21 protein-coding genes are annotated in these 25953 nt (G+C 64.3%); 10 read left to right on the forward strand and 11 right to left on the reverse strand.

All coding sequences use genetic code 11. The annotated features are described in order from the left end of the window. Positions 1–17 precede the first annotated feature (17 nt). From modA to FHW92_RS05060, 3 genes are read left to right on the forward strand one after another with little or no spacing between them, the layout of a single operon-like run. A complete protein-coding gene (modA, locus tag FHW92_RS05050; RefSeq protein WP_168602191.1) occupies positions 18–785 on the forward strand; it encodes a molybdate ABC transporter substrate-binding protein in 768 nt (255 codons plus the stop codon). Then, the gene (modB, locus tag FHW92_RS05055; RefSeq protein WP_168602192.1) at positions 766–1470 is read left to right on the forward strand and encodes a molybdate ABC transporter permease subunit; all 705 of its coding nucleotides are present in this window, start codon (positions 766–768) and stop codon (positions 1468–1470) included. Before modA ends, modB begins: the two co-directional genes overlap by 20 nt. Next, entirely contained in the window at positions 1460–2083 is a 624-nt protein-coding gene (locus tag FHW92_RS05060) for an ATP-binding cassette domain-containing protein (protein ID WP_168602193.1), read from the forward strand. The genes modB and FHW92_RS05060 overlap by 11 nt, the downstream gene beginning before the upstream one ends. Position 2084: 1 nt before the next feature. Here FHW92_RS05060 and FHW92_RS05065 read toward each other — a convergent pair whose 3' ends face one another. Continuing rightward, a complete protein-coding gene (locus FHW92_RS05065; protein ID WP_168602194.1) occupies positions 2085–3413 on the reverse strand; it encodes an amidohydrolase in 1329 nt (442 codons plus the stop codon). A 131-nt stretch (positions 3414–3544) separates the two neighbouring features. Between FHW92_RS05065 and FHW92_RS05070 the strand changes: the two genes are divergently transcribed. After that, entirely contained in the window at positions 3545–4912 is a 1368-nt protein-coding gene (locus FHW92_RS05070; RefSeq protein ID WP_168602195.1) for an L-serine ammonia-lyase, read from the forward strand. A 106-nt stretch (positions 4913–5018) separates the two neighbouring features. Beyond that, the gene (locus FHW92_RS05075) at positions 5019–5777 is read left to right on the forward strand and encodes a hypothetical protein (RefSeq protein ID WP_168602196.1); all 759 of its coding nucleotides are present in this window, start codon (positions 5019–5021) and stop codon (positions 5775–5777) included. 30 nt (positions 5778–5807) lie between these two features. Here FHW92_RS05075 and FHW92_RS05080 read toward each other — a convergent pair whose 3' ends face one another. Then, positions 5808–7886 carry a sulfotransferase gene (locus FHW92_RS05080; protein ID WP_168602197.1) on the reverse strand — a complete coding sequence of 693 codons (2079 nt, stop codon included), beginning with the start codon at positions 7884–7886 and terminating at the stop codon, positions 5808–5810. 411 nt (positions 7887–8297) lie between these two features. On the opposite strand from FHW92_RS05080, the gene FHW92_RS05085 reads away from it, so the two are divergent. Beyond that, positions 8298–10928, forward strand: a complete 2631-nt coding sequence (locus FHW92_RS05085) for a TonB-dependent receptor (RefSeq protein WP_349237646.1) — start codon at positions 8298–8300, stop codon at positions 10926–10928. Between the two features lie 109 nt (positions 10929–11037). On the opposite strand, the gene FHW92_RS05090 is transcribed toward FHW92_RS05085, so the two are convergent. From FHW92_RS05090 to FHW92_RS05130, 9 genes are all read right to left on the reverse strand, one after another. Beyond that, the gene (locus tag FHW92_RS05090; RefSeq protein WP_246869958.1) at positions 11038–11718 is read right to left on the reverse strand and encodes a S8 family serine peptidase; all 681 of its coding nucleotides are present in this window, start codon (positions 11716–11718) and stop codon (positions 11038–11040) included. Continuing rightward, positions 11696–13372, reverse strand: coding sequence for an ABC transporter ATP-binding protein (locus FHW92_RS05095; RefSeq protein ID WP_168602200.1), 1677 nt, complete (start codon positions 13370–13372; stop codon positions 11696–11698). The genes FHW92_RS05090 and FHW92_RS05095 overlap by 23 nt, the downstream gene beginning before the upstream one ends. A gap of 17 nt (positions 13373–13389) precedes the next feature. Beyond that, positions 13390–14394 carry a hypothetical protein gene (locus tag FHW92_RS05100; protein WP_168602201.1) on the reverse strand — a complete coding sequence of 335 codons (1005 nt, stop codon included), beginning with the start codon at positions 14392–14394 and terminating at the stop codon, positions 13390–13392. Continuing rightward, positions 14391–15491 (reverse strand): hypothetical protein, encoded by a 1101-nt coding sequence (locus tag FHW92_RS05105; RefSeq protein WP_246869959.1) that lies wholly within the window; start codon positions 15489–15491, stop codon positions 14391–14393. Before FHW92_RS05105 ends, FHW92_RS05100 begins: the two co-directional genes overlap by 4 nt. A 52-nt stretch (positions 15492–15543) precedes the next feature. Next, complete coding sequence (gene qhpC, locus FHW92_RS05110; RefSeq protein WP_168602202.1) at positions 15544–15885, reverse strand: quinohemoprotein amine dehydrogenase subunit gamma; 342 nt, start codon at positions 15883–15885, stop codon at positions 15544–15546. Continuing rightward, positions 15882–17333 (reverse strand): quinohemoprotein amine dehydrogenase maturation protein, encoded by a 1452-nt coding sequence (peaB, locus tag FHW92_RS05115; protein WP_168602203.1) that lies wholly within the window; start codon positions 17331–17333, stop codon positions 15882–15884. The genes qhpC and peaB overlap by 4 nt, the downstream gene beginning before the upstream one ends. After that, a complete protein-coding gene (peaA, locus tag FHW92_RS05120) occupies positions 17330–19129 on the reverse strand; it encodes a quinohemoprotein amine dehydrogenase subunit alpha (RefSeq protein ID WP_246869960.1) in 1800 nt (599 codons plus the stop codon). Before peaA ends, peaB begins: the two co-directional genes overlap by 4 nt. A gap of 197 nt (positions 19130–19326) precedes the next feature. Next, the gene (locus FHW92_RS05125; protein WP_168602204.1) at positions 19327–21510 is read right to left on the reverse strand and encodes a molybdopterin cofactor-binding domain-containing protein; all 2184 of its coding nucleotides are present in this window, start codon (positions 21508–21510) and stop codon (positions 19327–19329) included. Further along, entirely contained in the window at positions 21507–21995 is a 489-nt protein-coding gene (locus FHW92_RS05130; protein ID WP_349237647.1) for a (2Fe-2S)-binding protein, read from the reverse strand. Before FHW92_RS05130 ends, FHW92_RS05125 begins: the two co-directional genes overlap by 4 nt. 138 nt (positions 21996–22133) lie before the next feature. Between FHW92_RS05130 and FHW92_RS05135 the strand changes: the two genes are divergently transcribed. The 4 genes from FHW92_RS05135 to FHW92_RS05150 all read left to right on the forward strand — a co-directional run bounded on the left by FHW92_RS05135 (position 22134) and on the right by FHW92_RS05150 (position 25949). Further along, complete coding sequence (locus FHW92_RS05135; protein WP_168602205.1) at positions 22134–22802, forward strand: TetR family transcriptional regulator; 669 nt, start codon at positions 22134–22136, stop codon at positions 22800–22802. A gap of 69 nt (positions 22803–22871) precedes the next feature. Then, positions 22872–24089, forward strand: a complete 1218-nt coding sequence (locus tag FHW92_RS25515; RefSeq protein WP_210428386.1) for an MFS transporter — start codon at positions 22872–22874, stop codon at positions 24087–24089. Between the two features lie 37 nt (positions 24090–24126). Continuing rightward, positions 24127–25374, forward strand: coding sequence for an amine dehydrogenase large subunit (locus FHW92_RS05145; protein ID WP_246869961.1), 1248 nt, complete (start codon positions 24127–24129; stop codon positions 25372–25374). Next, the gene (locus FHW92_RS05150; RefSeq protein WP_172249344.1) at positions 25374–25949 is read left to right on the forward strand and encodes a MauE/DoxX family redox-associated membrane protein; all 576 of its coding nucleotides are present in this window, start codon (positions 25374–25376) and stop codon (positions 25947–25949) included. The genes FHW92_RS05145 and FHW92_RS05150 overlap by 1 nt, the downstream gene beginning before the upstream one ends. Positions 25950–25953 lie beyond the last annotated feature (4 nt).

Genomic DNA, 25953 nt, shown 5'->3' on the forward strand with positions numbered 1-25953 from the left:
GAAAGGGGCGCCTTCCAATGTTTCGCAGGATGATCTTTGCCGCGCTGATTTTAGGCGCCACCCCGGCCATGGCGCAGGCGCCGCGCGGGCCGGTGGTGCTGGCGGCGGCCAGCCTTCAGGAATCGCTGAATGCCGCCGCCGACACATGGGCGGCGCAGGGCCATCCGCGCCCGGTGCTGTCCTTTGCGGCCTCCTCGGCGCTGGCGCGTCAGATCGAGAATGGTGCGCCTGCGGATCTGTTCCTCTCGGCCGATGAGGAATGGATGGACCATGTGGTCAAGGCCCCCGGCGGCCGGATCAAGCCGGGCACGCGGATCAGCCTGCTGACCAATTCTCTGGCTCTGATCGCGCCTGCGCAGAGCAGGGTGCGCCTGACCATCGCACCCGGTTTCCCGCTTGCCGCCGCCTTGGGGCCGAACGGGCGTCTGGCAATGGGGCAGGTGGCCTCTGTCCCGGCGGGCAAATATGGGCGCGAGGCGTTGATTGCGTTGCGCGTCTGGCCCAGCGTCGAGGGCCGTGTGGCGGGCACCGACAGTGTGCGTTCGGCCATGGCGCTGGTCTCGCGCGGCGAGGCGCCGCTGGGCATTGTTTACGCCACCGATGCGCGGGCGGATAAAAAGGTGCGCGTGGTCGGCATCTTCCCCGCCAATTCGCATAAGCCTATCACCTATCCGCTGGCCCGCCTGTCGGCTTCGACCAACCCGGATGCCGAGGGCTTCCGCCGCTTCCTTGCATCGTTGCAAGGCAAAGCGATATTCCGCGCCTATGGCTTTGGCACCAAATAGCATCAGCCCCGAGGAATGGGGCATCATCTGGCTTTCGCTCAAGGTCAGCGGGGCGGCGATGGTTGCCACGCTGCCGGTGGGTTTTGCGCTGGCATGGGCGCTGGCGCGGGGGCGGTTTCCGGGGCGGGTGCTGCTCGACGCGCTGGTGCATCTGCCGCTGGTGCTGCCGCCGGTGGTGACGGGCTGGCTGCTTCTGCTCAGCTTTGGCGCGCAGGGGGTGGTGGGGCGCTGGCTGGCGGCGATGGGCGTGTCGGTGATGTTTCGCTGGACCGGCGCGGCGCTGGCGGCTTCAGTCATGGCGCTGCCTTTGATGGTGCGGGCGATCCGGCTTTCACTCGAGAGCGTGGACCGGCGGCTGGAGGCGGCGGCGCGCACGCTGGGGGCCTCGCCCTTGCGCGTGTTTGCCACGATTACGCTGCCTTTGGCGCTGCCCGGTGTGCTGGCGGGCATGGTGCTGGGCTTTGCGCGCAGCCTTGGCGAATTTGGTGCGACGATCACCTTTGTCTCGAACATTCCGGGCGAGACCCAGACCCTGCCGCTGGCGATTTATGCCGCTTTGCAGGTGCCGGGGCAGGAGGGGATCGTGACGCGATTGGCGCTGATTTCGGTCGGCCTTTCGCTGGCGGCGCTGGTGGCGTCCGAGGTGTTGACGCGGCGGATGGGGATGCGCGCCCATGTCCTTTGAGGTCGATGTAAGCATCACGCGGGGCAGGCGACGGATTGCGGCCAGCTTCGAAGCAGGGCCGGGGATCACCGCGCTGTTTGGCCGATCAGGCGCGGGAAAGACCAGCGTACTGGACATGATCGCCGGGTTGGTGCGGCCCGATGAGGGGCGGATCGCGGTCGATGGGCGGGTGCTGTTCGATGCGGCGGCGGGGATTGACCTGCGACCCGAGGCGCGCGGATGCGGCTATGTGTTTCAGGATTACCGCCTGTTTCCGCATATGAGCGTCGAGGGCAATCTGCGCTATGGCTGGCGCATGGCCGCGCCCGATGCGCGCTGGATCGCCTTTGAGCAGGTGGTGGAATTTCTTGGCCTTGCCGGGCTGCTATCCGCCCGCCCGCGCCGATTGTCGGGGGGCGAGGCGCAGCGAGTGGCAATCGGCCGCGCGCTGCTCTCGGGCGCGCGTTTCCTGTTGATGGACGAGCCGCTCTCCTCGCTGGATGCGGCCCGCCGTGAGGAGATCATGCGCGTGATCGAGCGCATCCGCGACGAACTGGCCCTGCCGATCCTCTATGTCAGCCATGACCGGCGCGAGGTGGAGCGATTGGCGGGCCAGATCGTCGAGATGGACTGAATTACTTTCCGGCCACCGACAACACGGAGAGGGTCAGCACCTCGACCCCTGTGCGGATCGCGGGCTGGGCCACGGGCGCGAAGAAGGGCGAGTGGTTGACCGGCACCGGCTTGCCTTCAGCTTTCAGCTTTTCCAGCATCGCCGGATCGCTGCCGCCGATGGAAAAGAACACCGATTTGGGCACGCCCGCCATCACGAATTCAGAATAATCCTCGCTGGCGGTCCAACCCGGCTTATAGGCTGGCTCCAGCTTGACCGCGCCGGGCAGGCCCGCCTTGGAGAGCACGGCATAGGTGCTGGCGGCCAGCGCCTCGTCATTGACCACGCTGGAAATGCCATGGCCGCGGGTGATGCCGGGCGCGGGCGCGCGCGACATGGCGGCCACCGATTGGGCGGTGATGTCGACGCCGGTGTTGAGCAGCTTGCGCGTTTCATCGTCAAAGGAGCGCAGCGAGAGGCCCAGTTCGGCGGTGTCGGGGATGATGTTGGCTACGGTCCCCGAACGGAAATAGCCCACCGTGACGACGCCGAATTTCTGCGGGTCCTTCTGGCGGCTGATGACGGTCTGGACGTCCTCGACAAAGCGGGCGCCCATGACGATGGGGTCGATGCTCATGTTGGGCATCGAGCCATGCGCGCCCTGCCCATGAAAGATGATGCGCACCGAATCGGAATTGCTCGTGGCCACGCCTTGCTTGACATCGACATCGCCCGCGCGGGCCGCGCCGACATGGGCAGCAAAGGCGTAATCGGGCTTGGGGAAGCGGGTGAAGAGGCCATCCTCGATCATCGCGCGCGCGCCTTCGCCGATTTCCTCCGAAGGCTGGCCGATCATGATCAGCGTGCCCTTCCACTGATCCTTCATCGCCACCAGCGCCTGCGCCGTGCCCAGCCACCATGCCATGTGAATATCATGGCCGCAGGCGTGCATGACATAGGTGGTCTTGCCGTCGGCCCCAGTCTGCTGCGCCTTGCTGGCCCATGCGAGGCCGGTCTTTTCCTCCATCGGCAGCGCGTCCATTTCCACGCGCACCATCACCACCGGGCCGGGGCCATTCTTCAACACGCCGACGAGGCCGGTCTTGCCGACATGCTCGGTCACTTCAAACCCCAGCTTGCGCAGCTTTTCCGAGAGGATGCCCGCCGTGCGCGTTTCGGTAAAACCGATCTCCGGGTGGCTGTGCAGATCCTTGTAGAGCGCCTCCAACTCGGGCCAGTTCTTGGTGGTTTGGGCATCGATCCGGGCGGCGGTGCCGGGCTTGACCGGGGCGGCAAGGGCCGGAAGGGCGGCCATCATCAAGGGCAGGCAAAGCAGCATCGCGCGGCGCATCGGGATCTCCTGAGGTGAATGTGCTATGTTGCATAAGGCTTTACTGGCCGCGCTGCGTCAAGGAGCGTATTGTGCGCAAGGCATGGTGCGGCAGGAAAGCGCGCAACCAGGCACGCGGGAAGAGAAGCCAGATGGCAGTCAGCATATTCGAACTGTTCAAGATCGGCGTGGGGCCATCCTCCAGCCACACGATGGGGCCGATGACGGCGGCCTGCCGCTTTGTTGCGGCGTTGGGCGAGGGGATGGCCCGCGTGGCGCGGGTCGAGGTGGCGCTTTATGCCAGCCTCGCGCTGACCGGGCGGGGCCATGCGACCGATACGGCCACCATCGTCGGCCTGCACGGCATCGCGCCCGAGGAGGCCGATCCCGATGCCGCCGTCGCGCTGATCCAGCAGGTGCGCGAAAGCGGGCGGATGATGCTGGGCGGGGTTCAGGACATCGCCTTTGACGAGCGGGCCGATATTCTCTGGCTGGGGCGTGAGAGCCTGTCTTTTCATCCCAATGGCATCCGGTTTGCCGCTTTTGATGCGGACGGAAAGCCTGTCCTGACCCGCACCTATTTCTCCATCGGCGGCGGCTTTGTGGTGGACGAGGATCAGACCACGGCGAACGCCCCGGTTGAGGATCATGACGAACCCTATCCCTTCACTACGGCGGCCGAATTGCTGGAGATGGCCCAGCGTGATGGTTTGACGATTGCGGGCCTTGCGCTGGCGAATGAGGATGCACGGCGGCCGCGTGGCGAAACCGAGGCGGGGATCGCGCGGATTGCGGCGGCGATGGATGCCTGCATCGAGCGCGGCATGAGCCAGCGCGGCGAATTGCCCGGCGGGCTGAAGGTCCAGCGCCGCGCCGCCCATCTGCGCGAGCGTTTCTATGCACGGGTCGAGCGGGTGCTGGCCGACCCTCTGGCCACGCTCGATCTGGTCAATCTCTGGGCCATTGCGGTCAATGAAGAGAATGCGGCGGGCGGTAAGGTGGTGACTTCGCCCACCAATGGCGCGGCGGGGATTATCCCGGCGGTGCTGCGCTATGCCGAGCGATACCACGGCGCCGATGATGCGGCTAAGGCGACCTTCCTGCTGACCGCCACGGCGATCGGCGGGCTTTATAAACGCAACGCCAGCATCTCGGCGGCCGAGGTTGGCTGTCAGGGCGAGGTGGGCGTGGCTTGTTCGATGGCGGCGGCGGGGCTGACCGCGATCATGGGCGGGACCAATGGCCAGATCGAGAATGCCGCCGAAATCGCCATGGAGCATAATCTGGGCCTGACCTGCGACCCTATCGGCGGGCTGGTGCAGATCCCTTGTATCGAGCGCAATGCGATGGGCGCGGTCAAGGCCATTGACGCGGCTCGTCTGGCGCTGGGTGGGGATGGCACGCATCTGGTCAGTCTGGATCAGGTGATCGAAACCATGCGGCGCACCGGGGCCGACATGATGAGCCAGTATAAGGAAACCTCGCTGGGCGGATTGGCGGTTTGCGTTCCGGCTTGCTGATCGCACGGCTGGACTGTTCCGTTACGGGCCTGCGACAAAAACGCGCTTGCCTATGGCCATCGACTATCTATCACCACCCGCCACAGGATCGCAGGAGTTTCGTTCGATGAAGAGATTGGTGTTGGCCGTTCTGGCGACGCTGATAGTGGCTGCGCCAGCTCAGGCCCGGCATCACAAGGTCTCGCATGCCGCCGCCAAGGTGACGAAGGCGAGCAAGAAGAAGGCCGTCGCCACGCCCGCCAAGCGGCATAAGGCCGAAATGGCCAAGGTCGCGGCCAAGAAGATGACCCGCGCGGAAAAGCGTGCTCTGGCGCGGGCCGAGGCCAAGGCCAAGGCTCAGCCCAAGCTGACGCGGGCGCAGCAGCGGGCCCAAAAGCGGGCAGAGCAGCGCCAACTGGCGCATGGCAGGCACAAGGCCGAGCCCAAGCTGACCCGCGCGCAGAAGCGTGCGCAGCAGCGCGAAATGGCCCGCGCCGCCAAGGCTGAAAAGCAGACTGCACCCAAGCTGACGCGGGCGCAGCAGCGCGCCATGGCCAAGGCGCAAAAGCACGGCAAGTTGACCCGTGCGGAAAAGCGGGCACTGGCCCAGGCGCAGAAGGCCACCAAGAGCGCGGGGGCGAAGGCGGCTCCGGCCCATCGCATGACCCGCGCCGAACGCCGCGCAGCCGCGCGTGAGGCTCGCCAGTCGCATCATAGCTCGCGTTATGCTTCGCGCTATCCCTCGCGCCGTTCCTCGGCCCGCACCGCGTCGCGCGCGCCCTATACGCCGCCGCATTACAATGCCCCGCCCCCGGTGCCCAGCGCCAGCGGCCCCAGCAGCGGGTTCAATGCCGCCTTCCGGGATATTCATCCCAACGGGCAATAAGCAAAAGGGCGCCGCAACCGGCGCCCTTTTTCATGGGGTCAGATGCGCGACCCAATCCTGCGGTGGATCGGGATAGGCATCAATCACCGGCCCCAGCGCCTGATGCAGCGGGGCGAGCCAGTCGGCGTAATGGGTCCATTGCTCCAGCCCGTCGCGATAGATCGGGCGGCGTACCTGTTCGCTGCTGGCGGTGCGTACGGCGCGCTTGTTTTCCCAGAAGGAGAGGCAGGCCTCCTCGAAATCGACGCCGACATAGGCCAGCAGGCGGGCTACTTCGGCCTGCGTGTCGGCCACCATCTGTTCATAGATCACGCGATGAACCGCGCCGGGCATTTCGGCGTCAAAGCCTGCCATCTGGGCGACATAATCGCGGTAATAGGCGCCGATTTCGGCCAGATCATAGGTGAAGACCTGACCGCGCGCAAAATGCTGTTTCCAGCCCGAGAAGCAGCAGGCCATCGGATGGCGCCGAGCGTCGATGATCTTGGCGCGCGGCAGGATCAGGCGAATAAGGCCCACGTTCTGCCAGTTGTTGGGCATTTTGTCGATGAACAGCGGTCGGTCGGTCTGGCGATGCACCCGCGTCAGGTCGATATATTCCTCGCCCAGCCGGGTCCGATCGGCGGGCGAAAGCGAGCGCAGCAAATCGCCATAAGAGGCAAATTCGCCCTGCTGCGCGCGGGATTTGAGCCGCCCGGCAATCATCATCATTTCGGGCAATTCATGCGTGCCCTCGATCATCGAATGGCTCGACAGGATCTGCTCCACCAGCGTCGAGCCGGAGCGGGGCAGGCCGAGGATGAAGATCGGATCGGGCGCCATGCAGCCGCCCCCACTGGCGCCATCACCTTCGCGGGTGGCATAAAACGGCGCGGTAAAAGTGGCCGCATGTTCGACGGCCGCCTCATGCGTCCCCTGCGCGCTATAGTCGATTTCGGCGCGGCGCAGGCGGTTGGCGGTGGCGTAATGCTCAAACGAGGCGGCGTAATCGCCCGCGTCCTCCAACGCCTTGCCCAGTGCAAAATGGAGGTGGAACAGGTCCTCGCCGGTGGGGCCGGTGGCAATCGCGGCCTGCATCGCGGCGCGATCCTCGGCGGTGAATTTGGCGGTTTTCAGATTGGCCAGCGACCACCATGCCTCGCCCATCGTGGCGGTGATGCCGATGGCGCGGCGATAGGCCTCGACTGCGGCGCCCTGATCGCCCAGTGTCTTGCGCACATGGCCCAGATTTTGCCAGACATGGGCGTTGTCGGGCGCCTCGGCCAGCAGCGCTTCATAGATCGCCCCCGCGCCCTCCTGATCTCCCAGCCGCACCAGCACGGAGGCCTTGAGCAGCCGGTGGGCGGGGCTTTGCATCGGCGAGGCGCAAAGCGTTTCGGCATGGGCCTGCGCCTCGGGCAGGCGGTTGGTCTGCAGCAGCAGACGGATCAGGAAATCGCGGGCCAGATCGAAACCGGGCGCCATCTCCAGCGCCTTTTCCACCCATTCCATGGCCTCGCCAAGATCGCTCCGGCGCCAGTGGATTTCCCCGATCAACCGCGTGGCAGAAGCATCCTCCGGGATGCGCTCCAGCCGGGTTTTCAGCATGGCCTCGGCCGCATCCAATTCGCCGCCGTTCATCGCCACGGCGGCTTTGATCAGCTCGGGGTCTGACGAGGACGCATGGATGGCCGACAGTTCCGCGCGCCACGCCTTGTCCTCCTCGCCCAGCCGCCGCCATTCGCGCGCCAGCAGATACCATCCGCTGGCCACCTGAGGCTGGGCGCGGGTGAGCGTTTCGAGCGCGGCCACCGAACGGGGGCCATCGCCCGCCTCTGCGGCCGCCTGCGCCAATTCCCACAGGATCGGCGCCACGCCCGGCTGCGCGCGGTCCAGCGCGATCAGCCGAGTCAGCGCGGTCTGCCTCTTGCCCATCCGGCGCAGAGCCTGCGCCGCGATCAGTTCGGCAGGCGGAAGATTGCGATGGGCCTTGATCAGAGCCTCGGCCCGCGCCAGCGCAAGGGCCGGGTCGCTATCGAGCAAGCCTGCCGCCTCGGCCAGCGCGGCGCCCGGCACGGATTGTGCCGAAGGGCGCGGCGAAGGGCGCGCGGCGATGGTCCCCAAAGCCATGGATGTCCTTTCAAAGGGCCGGTCTGGCCTTTGATTGTCGCGCGCTGCAGCTGCGTAAACATATACGTCAGACGACGTAACCCCTCGGGACATCTTGCGTTGTTTGCGCCCTTGACTCGCGGGGTGCCTATGACATTCTTGCGAAACCGGACGACCGTACTAATTGCTGCAATTGCGTAAGGGGCACCAGACGCAGCGCAGCCAATCGGGTCGCCAAGGGGTTCAATGACGTTTCGGCATCCGGCGGGTGCATCGGCGCAAACCTGTGTTTTCGCCGGGCGATCCCGCTTGTCTGGCGAACATGGCCTGAGCCCGGTGCGGAAAGAAGAGGGCTGAGGATTTCGGGGCAGATTGGCCAGTAATGGGGGAAGCATTACGATGATTGCAGAGTTTTCCAAGAGATCGCGCCGAGTGATCGCGCTGAGCGCGGCGACATTCCTGACGCCCTTTGCGCTGGTTGGGGCCGCTCATGCCGCAGACACCGATGCGGCGGCCGATCCCGCACCGGCTGCGGCCGACGGCGGCGGTCTGGGCGACATCGTGGTGACCGCCACCCGCCGTTCGGAAAGCGTCCAGAAAGTGCCGATCTCGATGCAGGCGCTGAGCATGGAAAAGATGGCCGAGCGCAATGTGAAGGGCATGTCCGACTTTGCCCTGCTGATGCCTTCGGTGTCCTTTGCCGGTCTTGGGCCGGGGCGCCAGACCGCCTATTTCCGCGGCATTGTTCCGGCGGGCGGCACCTATGCTTCGGTGGGCTACTATCTCGACGATATCCCCATCACCGGCACCGGCGTGCCCGACATCTTTGTCTATGACATGGAGCGTGTCGAAGGCCTGTCGGGTCCGCAGGGCACCCTTTATGGCGCGGGCTCTCTGGCCGGTACGATCCGCATGATCACGAACAAGCCCAAGCTGGGCAAGTTCGAATGGGGCTATGACACCGAAGGCAACAAATATGGCAAGGGCGCCTTTGGCGGCCAGATCGCCACTTATGCCAACATTCCCTTTGGCGACAAGATCGCCGCCCGCGTGATGGGTTTCTATCGCAAGGAAGGCGGCTATGTCGACAACACGCCCAACAACGGCAAGTTTAACAATGGCAAATCCTCGACCCTTGCTATGGGTGATGGAAACCCTGGTACCAATTATACGCTGAGCAATGCCGCGATTGCCAAGAAGGATTACAACCCCGTCTATATGTATGGCGGCCGCGTGCAGGTTCTGTGGGAGCCCACGCCGGGCTGGCAGATCACCCCGCAACTGGCGGCCCAGTCGCAGACCGCCTATGGCTATTTCGGCTATGACCCGCGTGTCGGCGATCTTCAGGTGCATGATTATGACCTGACCCGGCGTCAGGACGCATGGTATCAGGGCGCGCTGTCGGTTCACGGCCATATCGGCGATTTCGATCTGGTGTCCTCGACCGGCTATTTCGGCCGCAAGGTTCACCTGCAGAACGACTATACCTATTACACCGTGACCTATGACAATTTCGGGCCGGGTTACGAAAACTATCTGCAGTTCTTCAGCAAGGATGGCTGCACCGGATCGGGCGCCTCGCAGAAGTGCAACAAGCTGATCAATCCGACCCAGTATTTCGAAGGCTGGACCTATTCGGAAAAATTCACCCAGGAATTGCGCTTCGCCACGCCCAAGAGCTGGCCGTTTGATGCAAGCTTCGGTGGCTTCTATCAGTGGCAGAAGACCGAGAACAACAATTACTATGGCATCCACGGGCTAGCTGATATTGCAGGCTATACAAAGGCGTGCTCCTACAGCGTTACCTTTAACCCCGATGGTACCCCGGCCTGCCAAGGCAATGTCACCACACTGGCCGGTTTTGGTGTTCCGACAACGGCGGGCGGGACCATGGTGGTCGGTTCGCCCGCAGTGAAGGGCGATGGCTTTTATATCAATGAAAACAACCAGTACACGCATGACGCCGCGTTGTTCTTCGAAGGCCATTACAACATCACGCCCAAGTTGAAGATCACCGGCGGCGTGCGCTATTTCTGGACCGATTACTGGACCACGGGCTTTGCCGGTGTGGCCGCTTCGGCCCGCAACACCACCACGACCAAGAACATGCTGACCGGCGCGATGGGCTGCACCCTGCCGCTGCCGACCGAGCGTCTGACCTGCCGCAACACCAATATGCTCGATCCCAACGAGATCGGCCGGTACAAGGAGCAGGGCGAGACGCACAAGATCGTGGTCAATTATCAGCTGACGCCCAGCAAGATGCTCTATGCCAACTATTCCACCGGCTTCCGCCCCGGCGGCTACAACCGCCCGCTGCGCGTCAGCAAGGTGGGTGTGTTTGCGGTCGATCCGTTCAAGTCGGAAACGCTGACCAACTACGAACTTGGCTTCAAGACCCAATGGGGCAGCAATTTCCGCCTCAACGGCGCGCTCTACATGGAAGAGTGGAACAATATCCAATATTCCGTGGTGGTGGCGGGCACCCAGGGCGCGGGCATGACCGGCAATGCCGGCAAGGCCAAGGTCTATGGTGTCGAATATGATGCCGAGCTGAAGCTGGGCAAGGTGACGATCACCAGTTCGGGGGCGTATAACCGTGCGCGGCTCGACGGCAATTTCTGCAACTTCAAGGCCGATCCGACCACGCTGACCATTGCCGCCGATCCCACCTGTTCGTCGGGCGTGGCCGCAGCCAGCGGAACCCGCCTGCCGCGCCAGCCTGAGTTCAAGGGCAACACGTCGGTGCGCTATGATACCGAGATCGGCAACTTCAAGGCCTATCTCCTCGGTTCGATCCTGTATCAGACCAATGCGACGCAGGATCTGAAATATTCAAACAACCTGTTGCTGGGCAATACGGCCGGTTTTGCCACGATGGATTTCTCGGGCGGGATCAAGAAGGATAATTGGGCCTTCGACATCTATATCCAGAACGCCTTCGACGGCCGTGGCGCTTTGACCACCAACACTTTCTGTTCGATCGATTTCTGCTCGGGCTCGTCGCGCAGCTTCACCGTGCGCCCGCAGGTCTTCGGCATCAAGTTTGGCCAGAAGTTCTGAGGAGACTCTAGTTCTGACCTGATCATCTTCACCCTGCGAAGGACAACTTATGCCCCCATGGTTTGCGCCATGGGGGCGTTTTTTATGTGTCGCAATGGTCAGGGGGGGATCAGGCGGTGGACAGCGCGGCCAGCAGGGCTGCGCGCGCGCGCAGATTGCGCTCATGGGCAATCCGGGCGGCAAAACCGCTGGCCTGCGCCACGGCAAAGCTGATGCCGTAGAGGTTGCGCCTTTGCGGCACGCCGGGGATCGGTCGGGGATAGCCGCTGGCGATCATCTGGCCGTCGCGCCATAGGAATGTCTCGCGCGGGATGTCCCAATCTAGCTCGACGCCCAGCACCCCCGCCAGCGATCCGGGCAAACAGGGCACACCATCGGCCTGCGCGGCGGCCAGAATCAGCGCGTCCGGCGCCGCCGCAACGGCCTCGGCAAACAGCGGGGCGTGGGCGGCATTGGTGGTTCCGAGGCTGAGGTTGATGATATCTGCGCCAGCCCCTGCGGCCATCCTGATCGCGCCGACCAAAGCCAAGGCGCTGCCGCGCAGGGCATCATGGAATACGCGGATGGGCAGGATATCGGCCTCTGGGGCTTTCTCTTGAATCGCGGCGGTGACGGCGGTGCCATGGCCAAGCCGGTCGAGCGGGATGACGCCCTGTTCGATGACCATGCCATCGGCGCCAATGGCGAAACCCGGGCGCAGGCGGGCCGGGTCGATATGCGGGTGATCGGGATGCACGCCGCTGTCGATCACCGCGACCAGAATGCGTTCAGCCATAGGTCGTGATGCCATCTTTCAGAGTAATCACCCTATCCGCCATCGCGGCCAGCGCGGGCTTATGCGTGATGACGATCAGCGTGGCGTCGGGCAGGGCGCGGCGCAGGCTGGCGGCGATCAGCGCCTCGGTATCGCCGTCGAGCGCGGCGGTGGGCTCATCCAGGATCAGCGCATCGGGCCGCCGCAACAGGGCGCGGGCCAGCGCCACCCGCTGCCGCTCGCCCGCCGACAGGGCAAGGCCGCGTTCGCCAACCGGTGTCTCCAGCCCCATCGGCAGGCGGGAGAGCAAAGCCTCCAGCCCGGCGTCATGCGCGGCGGCGATCACCGCATCGCGCCCCGGATCGGCAAGGCCAAAGGCGATATTGGCATAAAGCGTGGCGTTGAAGAGAAACGGCGTCTGTTCGACCAGCAGCACCGCGCGGCGCAGATCGCCCAGCGCCACCTCGCGCAGGTCCGTGTCGCCCAGCATCACCCGCCCGCCATCAGGGTCGATCATCCGCACCATCAGATCGGCCATCGTCGATTTGCCCGCCCCGCTGGGGCCGAGGATCGCGCAGAAGGAGCCCGCCGGAATGGTGAAATCCGCGTCACGCAGCACCGGCGCGCGGCCATGCGAGAGGCGGACATGATCGAAGCGGATGCTGCATGGCCCGGCAGACAGGGGCAGGGGGCTGGCAGCCTCCTCCACCTCGGGCGGCGTGTCCATCAATTCAAAGATCCGCGCCAGCGCCACCCGCGTCTGGGCCAGCGTGGCGGACAGGCCGAGCAGCCCCTGAATGGGCGCGAACAGGCGCTGCTGATAAGCGAGGAAGGCGACCAGTGTGCCGATCGTCATCCGTCCGGCGGTGATCTCATAGCCGCCCCACAGCATGGCCCCGGCCGTTGAGGCGGAGAGCAAAGTGCCCGGCACCGCGCCCGAGAGAAAGGACGTCACCTGCATCCGCAGCATGGCGCGCACGAAACCGCCATTGGCGGCCGCAAAGCGCTCCCGCTCGCGCTCCTGCGCGCCCAGCGCCACCACCGTGCGCATACCCATGATCGTATCGACCAGCATACTGCCGATATCCGCGCCCGCCTCGCGCATTTGCCGCGACAGCTCGGTCAGCCGCTTTTGCGCGCGCAGAAAAGCCCCCACCGCCAGCGGAACCAGCACCACGCCCACGACAAACAGCCGCCAGTCGAGCCAGAGCATCAGCGCGATGCTGCCCGTCAGAAACAGCAGATTGGCCAGCGCGGCGAGCAGCGTGTCGCCCGCGACCCGTTGAATATCGGACACATCGCTGTTCAACCGGCTCATCAGATCGCCAAGGCGAAAACGGCCGAAGAAGCGCGGCGAGAGACGTTGTAGATGGGAAAGCACCGCCACGCGGATGTCGAACAGCATGGCGGCCGAGAGCGAGACATGCAGCCAGGAGGCTGCGATGTTGAGCACATAGGAGCCGACCGTCGCCCCCAGCATCAGCCCCGCCACGCGCCACAGCACGCCCATATCATGGCGCATCAACGCGCCATCGATCATCAGCTTGGAAATATAGGGCTGGGCCAGACTGAGCGCAGTGGCCGTCAGGCTGACCAGCATGACGGCGGGCAGGCGCGGCAGATAGGGGCGCAAATAGGGCCACAGCCGCCGATAGGCCGCCCATGGCGCAGGAGGTGGGGAAGCATGCAAAGCGTGTCGCGGCGCGTTCAGGTCGCGGCCTCCCGTTCGATCAGTTGAAACCCGCGCAGCAGATAGCGCGGCTCCGGCATATGCGCGAGTTGCGCGGTGGTCCATGCGTAACCTTGCGCAAGGGCTGCCACCTGTTCGGGCCACCATGGGCTGTCGCCGCCGGTGGCATAGAACTGGCCGGAGATCTGGATATGGCGGCGCAAAGAGGCCGTCAGCATTGAATGGTAATGCGTGGCCAGCGCATGACGGTCGCCGGGATGGACGATGACGGCGGCGGCCAGAATGGCCTCGCGCACCGATTGGGCGCTGCCGTCGCCGCAGATGGGATCAAAGGCGATCGCCGCCATGCCGCAGGCCAGCCAGTTCGGTCCTGCGAGTTGCGCCAGTTGACGCGGCGCGGTTTCAAACCCCGGCGAACTTTCACCAAGGCCCGCGATCAGAGGCGCGATCAGCACGCTGTTCTCCAGCAGGCGGTCCAAGGGCGCGCCTACGCCCAGCAGCCAGCATTGCGTCGGCCCCGACGGGATCAGAAACAGCCAGCCCTGCGCCACAGCCTCGACATGACATGTGGCATGATCGGCCCCGGCGCGCAGCAAAACGCGCGCGGCCATCGCCCGCCGCTGGCCAAAGCGCATCAACTCGGCATCGGGAAAGGGCGGTGCGCAATGGAGCGTGGCCATGGGCGCGGGGGCATCCGCATCGCCGGCAAGCTCTCCGCCCAGCGCGGCAATCAGGTCATCCTCGGACACCACCACCGCCCCATGCGGCATCGCCACCGGATCGTGGCCCCATCGCACCACGCGCTGCGCGATGCGATGGGCATCGGCAAACAGATCGCGGCGGCCAAACGCATCGCGGATCAGACCCAGCGCCGCGTCCGAAAGCATGATGACCGGCACGGGCGAGCGCCGCACCGGCTCATGCGCGATGGCAAACCCCGCTCCGCGCAGCAAATGCGCCGCGCAAGCCCCCGCCAGTCCGCCCCCACGGATCAGCACGGACTGGCGCGGCGCTTGGCTCACTGGGCGTAAACCAGCCCGGCCATCGTGGCGTCGGCGTCAAGGTTCCACGTCTTGTCCCATTTCAGCGTCTTGGCGTCATAGACCTCGATGTCATAGCTGGCGCCATAGATGTAGAGTTTCTTGCCATCGCTCGACATGCCGAACTGGAAGCGCGAGCGGCAGGGGAATTCGGCCTTGTCCACCACCTTGTTGGTGCCAAGGTCGAAGTGCCAGATCTCGCAGCGCTTGTTGCCCGTCGTGCCCTGCGTGGTGACGGTATAGCCATCCTTGCTGTCGGGCGTAATCTGCAGCCCCGCCATCTGATAGGGCGCGGGGCCGATGGGGGTGAAATCGAAGGTTTTCGACGCCAGCTTGAAACGGCCGATGCCAAAGATCTTGTTGTGAATATAGGGATCGGCGGCGGTAAACAGCGAGACATATTCGTCATTGTTGCGCAGCAATTCCACCCCGCCGCCAAAGCTGGTGTTTTCCAGCCCCGCGCCCTCGGGCTTGGCCATATCGATCCGGTCCACCACCTTGAAATCGCTGGTGTTGAGGATCACCACCTTGTCGCGGAACAGATAGAGCAGCTTGCCGTCGGGCGAGATCATCATGTTCGCGCGCGCGGCGTTGAGCGCATTGTCCTCGTCGGGCAGATCGACGGTTTTCACCACCTTCTTCTGCGTCAGGTCGATGGTGGCATATTGCCACTTGCTGACCTTGTAGCGGTCGACGGCTTTGTCGATCGTCATCATGATCGTGTAGAAATATTTGCCCGTCGGATCAGGCACGCCGCCGGTAAAACGATATTTCGTCGTCGGCGTGTTCAGGCTGAACTTGTTGAGCACCTTGCGAGTAGCGGTGTCGAGCACCTCGATCCCGCCCGTGGTGATGGTGGTGACATAGATCCGCTTGTGATCGTTCGACAGGCGCAGGGATGTCGGAAGACCCGTGTCGAGCTTGATATGCTCGGCGATCTTGCCGGTGGTCTCCTCCACCACGAACAGCTTGTCCGGATATGTGCCCATCACGATGGGGGCGGCGCTTGCGGCCACCGGAGCGGCGGCCAGCATAAGGCCGGCAAGGCGGAGAGATTTGCCAGAGCGGGAATGCGTCATGTGGCAGGCTCTTTCATGAGAAAGGTCGCAAGATCGGGCGCTTGGGCCGCGATCAGGGAAAGATGATGTCCAGGCTGCGCCAGTCCTTGGCCGCGGCCGAGCAATTGCTGGCCCAGTCGGGCGAGTAATTGACATGGTCGGGCACCTGCACCGGCCAGAAGCAGGTGACATAGCAGTCATAGATGTCGCGCTCGACCGGCTGGCAAAGGCCCGCCGTGCCGCCGCTGGCGTCCACTTCCCAGCCGGGCGAGAAGGACAGGGTGCAGCCCATCGGCACATGCGGGCGCACTTGCTGTTGCAGGGCCACGACATCCTCCTGCATGGCGGCGGTTTGCGCCTCCACGCTTGCGTCAATCGCCTTGGCCTTTTGGTTGATGGGGCGCAAATGCTTCATGACAGGCCCTTTCTTTCAGCAAACTTTTCGAGGAATTCGGGGTTTTGCACCGCCAGCGTGCCCTGGATTTTCAGGCAGGTGTCGGTCCATTCGCGGATCCAGTCGCAATAATGCAGATTGGCATGGCCCGTGTCGCCATAGCGGACAAAGGCTTCGTGATGGCATCCGCCAGCGCACAAAGGCCGCGCCCAGCACGACTGGCACGCATATTTGGCGCCGACATGGCCCTTGCTCAGGAACTCGCCCTGCGCCTTGCGGTCGATGCCGCTGGAGACATGGCCCATCACATGGCTGTCGGCGTCGGTGAAGCGGTGGCAGGGCGAGAGATCACCGGAAGGGCTGACCCCGAGCAGGCCCAGACCGGCACCGCAGGGGTGGCTCTTGTTCGTCCCCTGAACCAATTCGCCAATGGTTTCCGAAACATTGGAAAACCCGTGCATCCGGCCTTTAAGCGCATAATCGAGCCATTCATCGGCCAGCAGATGGAACTGCTCCAGCACGGTGACCATGCCTTCCTCGCCCAGCGCATAAGCCTGTTCGCCCGATTCCGTCACGGGCGCAAAGCCGACCTCGTGAAAGCCGATATCCTCGCGCAGGTGGCGGAAGATGCTGACCACATCGGTCACGCCTTTGCTCAGCGTCACGCGGGCGGTGATCGCGCGGGTGCGATGGCGGGCGATCAGTTTGCGCAGCTTGGGCTCGATGACATCATAGCTGCCCTTGCCGCTTTTATAGACGCGCCGCTTGTCCTGCATCTCCTTGGGGCCGTCGATGCTCACCGTGACGCCGATTTGCTCGGTCGCCAGAAACTCGATGATGTCGTCGGTCAGCAGCGTGGCATTGGTGGTCAGGCTGAAGGTGATGGTGCGACCCTGGGCCGTGGCCTGATCCGTGGCATAGGCGACGACCTGCCGCAGCAGCGGAAAGTTCATCAGCGTTTCGCCGCCAAAGAAGGTGATATGCACCGCAGGCCGCCCGCCCGACTGCGCCAGCAATAGGTCGACCGAAGCCTTGGCGGTGTCGATGGTCATGTATTTGGGCTTGCCGTTTGGCGTGGCGATCTTGTCCGCGCCAAATTCATAGCAATAGGTGCAGGCCAGATTGCACTGGTTGGTGATGTTGAGCACCAACGCCTGAAGCGGATAATCGCCCTCCGGCTTGGCCGGGGCAGGGGCTGCTACCGTCTGATCCGAAACGATCACGCGGGCAAGGCGCAGCTCGCGCACCAGATCTTCGGCATCGGCGGCACTGTAGCCGGAACCGGTCAGAGTGGTGATCAGATCGCCATGGGCCATTTCCACGCCGTCCAGCATGGAGAGCACTTCGCCCACCGCGCCGTCGAGCGCGAAGATCGCGCCCGCCGACACCAGATAAATGAAATCCTGCCCCTGCGCGTCAAAGCGATGGACCTCGCCGCTGCGATAGGTGTGGGTCAAAGGCGCGCTCATTGATTCACCTCCGGCTGATCCCAGCGCTTGTAGGCGGGCACGGTCACGACCATGAAAGCCTTGGCGGTCAGGGGCTTGCCATCGGCGCCCTTTTCCGCCTTGGCGGTGGCGGTGACCCAGACCTCGCCGTAATTGTTGCGGTTCCATTTGCGCTGGGGGTTGGGCCCGTCGATGTTGGGCGTAAAGAACCCGGCGGTGGAGAGCTTGCCGACGAAATTCACGTCATCATCGTAATAGACCGAGGGGAATTCACCCATCGAGAAACTGGCGTCGATCGGGCCGATGGCCACGTCATCGGCGGTCCCCGCCTTGCCATCCGCGCCCTTGTCATAACCAATGGCCTCGAATTGCAGGTATCCCTTGGGGTGCTTCTCGCTGCCGCCAAGACGGGCCAGCGAGGTTTCGGGCGTGACCTTGATGTAATCGACCTTTTTGTAGATCGGCAGCGCCTTTTCCAGCACCGCCCCGCCAATGGCCACATCATGCGCGCCCACGGTGGCATCGGCGGCTACATCGACACTCAGCACGATTTCATCATCGCTGGCCGAGACGATCTTTTTGGCCACGACGCCCTTGCCCAGCGTAATATCCGACAGGGCGAATTTGGTCGGCAGCTTGTCCCCGATGATGTGAAGCTGCGCGCCCATCGTGCCGGTCTTGACCGCATCGGGGGTGACGCTGGCGATGGTCGGTTCGGTGCTGGCCTTGGTCAGTTTGACGTCAAAGCCGAACTCCTCATAGGCGCCCCAATACCAGCGGCCCGCCGCCGATTTCTGATCGGGGGCAAACCACATGGTTTCGCGCGCCTCATGCGCGGGAGCATCGGGGGCGGTCATATCGCCCATGCCCTTCGACTTGCCGCGCCAGGAATAGCCCGAATAGACGATGCCGCTGCCGGTGCGGGTGATCGTGGAGCCGTCCTTCAGGGATTTGAGCGTGATGGTGGTGGTGAAATCCTCGCCCTTGGGCGCGATCACCATCGATCCGGCATAGCGGCCCTTGCCGGGCAGATCGGCCGAAACCAGCCATTTGCCCGCCAGAGCGGCCGGGCGCATCCTCGCGCTCCACGATGCCCATTCGGCCGAATGCAGCGGGGCCACCTTGCGCATGTACTCCAGCGCAACCTCGCCCGGCGTCGGCCCCTTGGCGGCCGGTGCGCCATAGCCCTGCGGGATGCCGTGTTCGTCCACGCCGCGGCGATATTGGACCTCGGCCTGCGAATAGAGCGCGATGTGGAATTCCTGCAGCAGCTTCCACTCATTGGCCGACCGGCGCCAGCTCAGGGGTTGGGCGAAGGCGTGGCACGAGGCGCAGGCCGCGCGCACCGTTTCATTGGGGATGTTGGTTTCATCCAGCACGCGCTTTTCGGTCAGATACATGACCGGCTTGGCCTCGTCCGGGGCAAGGCCATGGCTGGCCGAAAGCGAGCGGATGACCTTCTTGGCATCCTCGGCGGTGATGACCAGCCCGTTGAGCTTGACCATGCGGTGGATCGCCTGTGCCCAGCCTTCGGGCGTGGTGCGCATCCAGGAAATGCGCGACAGGTTGCCCTTGCCGTCATTGGTGTGGCACGCGCCGCATTTATCGATGACCAGCTTGTCGGTCACGGGAATGCCCGCTTCCTTTTCGCCGCCCTGTTCGTCGGCCTGCGCCACGGCCGGGGCCGCGCCATGCAGCACCGCCATGCCCAGCGCCGTGGCGGTCAGGCCAAGCAGTGCCAGACGATTGCGTTTTGACGGCGTGCGTTTCGATAACGCAAGAGCGCCGGAATCCGAGGGATCGGACGGGAAGGCCATAGTGTTAAATTCCCCCCAAGCTGGAATCTGATGCCATGAATCGGTGGCTTCGGCGAGAAGATTGGACAGGCGTCAAAAATCCTTCAAGCGCCTTTTTGCTTTATACGCAGTTTGGCGCAAACAGCGCGGCTCCATGATGACAAAACCCGCCCCCTGCCGCGCAAGGAGCGGGTTTTATCGCGCATTTCGGGCGTTTTTCAGGCCAGCTTCAGCGGCAATTGGCGCAACCTCTGTCCGGTTGCGGCAAAGATCGCATTGGCCAGCGCCGGGATCACCGGGGGCAGCGAGGGTTCGCCAAGGCCGGTGGGCGGATAATCGGTTTTCAGAAATTGCACCGCGATCTCGCGCGGCACCTGTTCGATGCGGATCAGGGGAAAGTCGCCAAAGCTCTCGGCCTGCACCACACCCTTCACCTGCTCGATCTTCTGCTCGACCATGCCTTGGCCGAGCCCCTCGTTGACCGCGCCCTGCACCTGATGGCGCGCATTGATCGGGTTGATGATCTGGCTGCCGATGTCGCCGCAGGCCCAGACCTTGTCCACCCGCACATTATTGCCCTCGGTGATGGTGATATCGACCACCTCGGCAAAATAGCCGCGATGGCTGAAATAGAAGCCGAAGCCGCGCCCGCGCTTCTCACCCTTGGGGCCGGGGGTCAGCTTGCCGCCCTGCCAATTCGCCATCTTGCACACGCCTTCGATCACCGCCCGTGCCCGGCCCGAATGGAGTACCGGCCGCCCCGGCACCACCGCCAGATCGCGCGGGGCCCCCAGCGTGCGGCGCATCAGTTCGGGCAGGTCGATCCCGGCAGCCTGCGCAATCTCGTCCATAAAGCTTTGATAGACAAAGGACACCGCATTGGATGTGGGTGCGCGCAGCCAGCCTGTCGCCAGATTGGTGGGCAGATAGGTGATGCCGATTTCGGAATCGGCCAGCACATTGACCGGAAATTCGAACGGGCTCATCTCCGCCGCGCGGATCGGTTTGCCATCCTTGCCAAAGCTGACGAAATGATCGCGGAAGGCCACCAGATCGCCCTTGGCGTCCAGCCCTGCCGTAAAGCGGTGCCAGCCTGCGGGGCGGTAATAATCGTGGCGCAGATCATCGGTGCGGTCGAACAGGATCTTGACCGGTTTGCCCGGCAGAGCCTTGGCCACCTGCGCCACCATCACCATGTAATCATTGATGAGCCGCCGCCCAAAGCCGCCGCCGATGCGGGTCTGGTGGATGGTGATGTCCTCGCCCTTGATGCCCAGCATGGCGGCGGTATCATTGCGGCCATTGTTGGGGGCCTGACTGGGCGCCCAGATCTCCAGCTTGCCATCGGCCCAGCGGCCCGTGCAATTCTGCGGCTCCAGCGTGCCATGGGCCAGGAAGGGATAGGAGTAATCCGCCGTGATGGTTTTGGCCGCGCCCGCCAGAGCCTTGGCCACATCACCATTCTTGGCATGGGCAATCTGCGGCCCGGCGGCAAAGGCGGCGGCTGCGCCCTTGTCATAGGCCTCGGTGGAAAAGCCCTGCTGCGCGGCATCGTCCCACGTTACCTTGACGGCCTCGCGCGCATTTTTGGCCGTCCACCAACTGTCGGCCACCACGACCAGCGTATCGAATTTGCCCGGCGCGACCGAATTGCTGTTGACCGGCACCACCGCGATCACGCCCTTGCGCTTCAGCGCCGTGCCCGCGTCATGGGATGCGATGGTGGCGCCATGGGCCGGGGCCTTGATGATCGCGCCATGGATCAGGCCGGGCATGTCCACATCAATGCCGAAAAGCGGCTTGCCCTGCGTGATCGCCACCGTATCGACGCCGATCTTGGACTGACCGATGATGGAAAAGCGCGAGGGATCCTTGAGTGCCACCTTGGCCAGATCGGGCGCTGTTTCGCCCGCCGCGCCCCGCGCAAAGGCGGCATAGGGTGCGGTCCTGCCCGAGGCCGCATGGGAAACCTTGCCCGCCGCCGTGGTCAGGCTGGCTGCGCCCACGCCCCATTCCTTCGCCGCCGCGCTCAGGATCATCGCCCGCGCCGCCGCGCCCACCTGCCGCATGGGCAGCCAGTTGTTGGGCGTCGAATTCGACCCGCCCGCACTTTGCACGCCATAGATCTTGTCATTGGCCAGCGTGGGCTCGATCACTACCTGATCCCAGCTCAGATCCAGCTCTTCTGCGATCAGCATGGGCAGCATGGTGCGGATGCCTTGGCCGATCTCGGGGTTCTTGGAGCCGATAATGACCTTGTTATCCGCGCCGATGCGAATGAAGGCGTTGAGCGGCACCGCGCCGGGCGTCTCCGCCAAGGCAATCCGCGCCTCAAACGCCAAGGCGCCTGCGCCCACCAGCGAAGCGGCCATGAAGCCGCGACGATCGATAACAGCGCTCATGCCGCATCTCCCGTCACATCGGCCAATTCGGCCGCTTTCCTGATCGCGCGGCGGATGCGCAGATAGGTGGCGCAGCGGCACAGGTTGCCGTTCATGCCCGCGTCGATTTCCTCATCGCTCGGCTTGGGATTGGCCAGCAACAGAGCCGTTGCCGACAGGATCTGTCCGGCCTGACAATATCCGCATTGCGGCACGTCGATCTCGCGCCACATGTCCACCAGTTTGGCCCCCTGCGGCAGAGCCGTCGCGCCCTCGATCGTGGTGATCTTATGCCCCGCCGCCGCCGACACCGGCGTCTGGCAAGAGCGCACCGCCTGTCCATCGAGCAGTACCGTGCAGGCCCCGCAAAGCCCTTGCCCACAGCCGAACTTGGTGCCCGGCATCTTCAATTCCTCGCGCAGCACCCAAAGCAGCGGCTTGTCCGCATCGGTCGTCACGCTGACCGGCTTGCGGTTGATGGTAAGGGCGAATTTTCCTTGGCTCACGTTTGCGGGCTCCTGATGGGAACATAGGGGCAGACCGGCCGATACTGGACGCGCTTCAAGATTCCGTCAAGCCGCGTGCCGGGGACAGTTGCCATAAGCGCAAGCCGGTGGCATGGCGCCGCCAGGAGAAGAAGCCCCATGGACCTATCGGAAGACCTCGTCACCACCGCGCGCCCCGGCACCTATTCGCGCGGGACAGAGACGGTGGACGCGATTTTGAAAGCGGCGCTCGGCGTGCTGATCGACGAGGGTGCGGCGGCCTTCACCATCCGGCGGATTGCGGCGGCCTGCGGGATGAAGGTGGGCAATGTCTCCTATCATTTCCCGCGTAAGGAAATGCTGGTTCAGGTGCTGCTCGATGAATTGCTGGCCTCCTATGAAAAGGTGCTGGAGGACCGCGTGCGCCAGCCCGACCTGACCACGGAGGAGCGGCTGCGGCTGCTGATCGTGATTTGTCTCGAGGATATTGCGGGCAAGCGGACCACGCGGCTGTTCACCGAACTGTGGGCGCTGGCCAATCACAATGATTTCATCGCCGATCGCGTGCGGGGCTTCTATCAGCGGGTGCATGATTTCATCGGTGAATATGTCGCCGCGCTCAACCCCGCGCTGACCAGCGAGGAAGTGGCCATCGTCTCGCTCTATATCAGCGCCAGCATGGAGGGATCGACGCCCTTCCTTGGCTTTGAAAAGCCATGGGCCGACCGGATGCCCGCCTATACGTCAATTGCCGTGCATGGGCTGGTTACACTTGCCAAAACGATCACTTCGCGAGAGATTGCCGGAATGACAAGCCAGACGGCCTGAGCCGTCGGCGCCTTCTGACGCAGGACACCGGCCTGCCGCGATGGTCGCGGCGGGCAAAGGGGGCTGTTTATGCGTCGGATTTTGCTTGCAGAGCAGGATGGCTGGGCATCGGGGCTGGGCTGGGGGCGTGCGCGCGGTTGCGCCTTGCCGGCGGCGGCGGTGCTGGGGTGCCTGCAACCGGCGATTGACCCGGTGTTTCTCACGCTGCTTTCGCGGGCCACGCCTTTGCCCGCCGCCGATCATGGCTGGGTGGTGGGCATGACCCAAAGCGCTTCGGCGCTGGCGGCAATGATGGTGTGGTGGTTGGGGCCAAGGATGCCGATGCGTGCTGTGCTGGCGCTGGCGCTCGGGGCGATGGTGGCGGGTCTGCTGACGCCGTTGGCGCAAGGGCTGGCTGGATTGTTGGCGCTGCGCGGGATCTATGGGCTGGGAATGGGGGCGATCTATGCCCGCGCGATGGGGGGCTTTGCCGCGGCGCGGCCCACCGGCGCCTATGCCATTGTTCTGCTGGTGCAATTGATGCTGGCCACTTTGGTCTCGCTGGCTCTGCCCGATATGGCCGCGAGGATCGGGGCGGGGCGGGCGCTGGGGATCTTGGCGCTGGTGCCGCTGGCGGCGGCGATGGCGCTGGCATGCGCGCGGGAAGGGGGCGCCGCGCGCCTCGCGCCTTTGGGGCAGAGCGCCACACCGCGCGCGGGCTGGGCGTTGGCGCTGGCCAATTTCTGGTTCATCTGCGCCACGATGATGGTGTGGAGCCTGTGCGGCGCGCTGGCGGTGCAGGCGGGGCACAGCGAAGGGCTGATCGGGCGCGCGGTGGCGATCGGTTCGCTGGCCGGGGCGGCCACGGCGATTGCGGTGATGCGCGAGCGGCTGCGCGTGCCGCTGCCGGTCACGGCCTGCCTGGTGGGCGCGGCCCTGCTGGCGCCGCTGGTGCTGACGCGGCCGGGCGCGGGGACGGGTTTCGTGCTGGCGATGGTCCTGCTCAATATCGGATCGACCGCGATCATCATCCGCTGCTCGGGTCTGGCCAGCGCTCTGGGTCTCGATCCGCGCTTTCGTGTCTTCGTCGCCGCCACGCACAATCTGGGGATGAGCGCGGGCCCGGCGCTGGGTTCGGGGTTGGTTTGGGTGATGCCCAATGGCGGATTGCTGCTGGGCGCGGGGCTGGCGGTGCTGGCCGGGGTGGGGGCGGCTGTGATAGGCTGGCGGGGTTTACGCCATTGTGCGCATTGGCCAATGTCGCGCCCGGTTTTCGCAAGGTCGGGCCATCAGAAGGGGCTTGATTAATTCTGGACACTCGTCCAGCCTTGCCCTGTCTGAACGCATGATCGGTTCCGCAGGGGGATGGACCATCGCCTTGGCCTGTTTTTGCCGCCATTATGCCGCTTTCAAGGAGGGTTCCGGCCAGATGTCTCGCCACACTTCGCAAGCTTTCACCCTTCGCGCCGCTGCTGTGCTGATTGGGACCGTGCTGGCCTCTGGCGCGCAGGCCGCCGTGCCCACCGAGCCGGAAACCCCCAATGTCGCTACGCTGGCCTCGCCCAATCCGGGCTGGTTCTATGTGCGCGGCGGGTTTGACACGGCGGGCACCCAGATCGTGGACAGCGCCACCGGCAAGATGGTGGGTATGATCGATACCAGCCGCACATCGGATATGGCGGTCGATCCGGCGGGCAAGTTCTATTACGTGTCCGAAACGATCTGGAGCAAGGGCAACCGGGGGACGCGGCAGGATCTGCTTTCGATTTACGACGCCAACAGTTTGAAACTGCAGACCGAAGTGCCTTTTCCGGGCCGCCTTATCATCGGCGCGCAGGTCAATAATTTCGCGATCTCGCCCGATGGCAAGAGCGCCTATATCTTCAATCTGACGCCCGCCGCCTCGGTCAATATCGTCGATCTGGCCAAGCGCAAATTTGTCCGCAATGTCGAATTGCCGGGCTGCGCCGGGCTGATGCCGATTGCCGAAGGGCTGGTGTCGGTATGTTCGGATGGTTCGCTGGCCTCGCTCAACCTGTCGGGCGGCAAGGCGGAGATTACCCGCAGCGCGCCTTTCTTTTCGGCCACCAATGACCCGGTGTTTGACGCCTACAATTATTCGGTCAAGCGCAAGGAGGCGGTGTTCCTCAGCTATACCGGGCTGATCTATACGGCGAAAATCGGGTTGAAACCGGAAATCGCCGCGCCCTTTTCCATTCAGGCCGCCGCTGGCCTGCGCCCCGGCGAGACCAAACCGCTGGACGTCAACTGGCTGCCCGGCGGGCGGCAATTGACCGCATGGCATCATGCCAGCAACCACCTCTATGTGCTGATGCATATCGGCGAATTCTGGACCCAGAAAGATCCGGGCGAGGAGATCTGGGACGTGGACCTGTCGGCCAAGAAGGTGGTCAAGCGCTTCCCGCTGGAAGATCACATCGACAATATCGAGGTGACGCAGGGGGACAAACCCAAGCTCTTCGTCAATACCGGCAAGAATGACGGCTATATTCTCGATCTGGCGACATGGACGCTGGGGCCGAAAATCGGCGCGATCGGCGGCGGGGTTATCGCCACGGTCGAGGCCCCGTGATGGCGGTGCTGCTGGCCACTTTGCTGCTGGGCTTTGGCATCGGGGCGGGATTGATCTTTGCCTTTGCCGGGCTGAGCCATTGGCGGCATCGGCGCTTGCTGGTCGGGGTCGTCGGCAATTATCGCCTGTTGCCCGATGGGCTGGTTGCTCCTGTCGCGGGGTTGTTGCCGTGGGGGGAAATGGCGGTCGGGCTGGCTCTGATGGTGGCGCCATTGGCGGCTGGGGTTGGGCGCGGGGGCGCGCTGGCGGGGGGCGGGCTGTTGTTGCTCTTCGGATGGGCGATGGCGGTCAATTTGCGGCGCGGGCGCGGCTTTATCGATTGCGGCTGCGGTCATGACACCTTGCGCCAACCGCTTAGCTGGGCGCTGGTGGCGCGCAATGTGGTGCTGGCGCTGCCCTTGCTGGCTTTGGCCGCGATGGGCCCGGTTCTGCCCGATGGCATGGCGCTGATCGCCGCGATGGTGGCGGGGCTGGCGGTTTGGCTGGGTTATCATCTGTTCAATGCCCTGGCGGCGCTGCAATCCAGCCCGCTTTCGGCCAGTCTGCATCCCATTCGGCTTCCCACTCGGAGATAGAGGC

This window comes from Novosphingobium sp. SG707 (genome assembly GCF_012275515.1).
In the GTDB taxonomy this organism is placed as follows: domain Bacteria; phylum Pseudomonadota; class Alphaproteobacteria; order Sphingomonadales; family Sphingomonadaceae; genus Novosphingobium.

What these genes read in the sequence shown, in the direction of transcription:
- FHW92_RS05105 (WP_246869959.1), bottom strand. Translation starts at nt 15,491, where the DNA reads ATGACGCATTCCCGCTCTGGCAAATCTCTCCGCCTTGCCGGCCTTATG.
- FHW92_RS25515 (WP_210428386.1), top strand. Translation starts at nt 22,872, where the DNA reads ATGCGTCGGATTTTGCTTGCAGAGCAGGATGGCTGGGCATCGGGGCTG.
- peaB (WP_168602203.1), bottom strand. Translation starts at nt 17,333, where the DNA reads ATGAGCGCGCCTTTGACCCACACCTATCGCAGCGGCGAGGTCCATCGC.
- FHW92_RS05060 (WP_168602193.1), top strand. Translation starts at nt 1,460, where the DNA reads ATGTCCTTTGAGGTCGATGTAAGCATCACGCGGGGCAGGCGACGGATT.
- FHW92_RS05080 (WP_168602197.1), bottom strand. Translation starts at nt 7,886, where the DNA reads ATGGCTTTGGGGACCATCGCCGCGCGCCCTTCGCCGCGCCCTTCGGCA.
- peaA (WP_246869960.1), bottom strand. Translation starts at nt 19,129, where the DNA reads ATGGCCTTCCCGTCCGATCCCTCGGATTCCGGCGCTCTTGCGTTATCG.
- FHW92_RS05145 (WP_246869961.1), top strand. Translation starts at nt 24,127, where the DNA reads ATGATCGGTTCCGCAGGGGGATGGACCATCGCCTTGGCCTGTTTTTGC.
- FHW92_RS05090 (WP_246869958.1), bottom strand. Translation starts at nt 11,718, where the DNA reads ATGGCATCACGACCTATGGCTGAACGCATTCTGGTCGCGGTGATCGAC.
- modB (WP_168602192.1), top strand. Translation starts at nt 766, where the DNA reads ATGGCTTTGGCACCAAATAGCATCAGCCCCGAGGAATGGGGCATCATC.
- FHW92_RS05125 (WP_168602204.1), bottom strand. Translation starts at nt 21,510, where the DNA reads ATGAGCGCTGTTATCGATCGTCGCGGCTTCATGGCCGCTTCGCTGGTG.
- FHW92_RS05075 (WP_168602196.1), top strand. Translation starts at nt 5,019, where the DNA reads ATGAAGAGATTGGTGTTGGCCGTTCTGGCGACGCTGATAGTGGCTGCG.
- qhpC (WP_168602202.1), bottom strand. Translation starts at nt 15,885, where the DNA reads ATGAAGCATTTGCGCCCCATCAACCAAAAGGCCAAGGCGATTGACGCA.
- FHW92_RS05070 (WP_168602195.1), top strand. Translation starts at nt 3,545, where the DNA reads ATGGCAGTCAGCATATTCGAACTGTTCAAGATCGGCGTGGGGCCATCC.
- FHW92_RS05135 (WP_168602205.1), top strand. Translation starts at nt 22,134, where the DNA reads ATGGACCTATCGGAAGACCTCGTCACCACCGCGCGCCCCGGCACCTAT.
- FHW92_RS05150 (WP_172249344.1), top strand. Translation starts at nt 25,374, where the DNA reads ATGGCGGTGCTGCTGGCCACTTTGCTGCTGGGCTTTGGCATCGGGGCG.
- FHW92_RS05065 (WP_168602194.1), bottom strand. Translation starts at nt 3,413, where the DNA reads ATGCGCCGCGCGATGCTGCTTTGCCTGCCCTTGATGATGGCCGCCCTT.
- modA (WP_168602191.1), top strand. Translation starts at nt 18, where the DNA reads ATGTTTCGCAGGATGATCTTTGCCGCGCTGATTTTAGGCGCCACCCCG.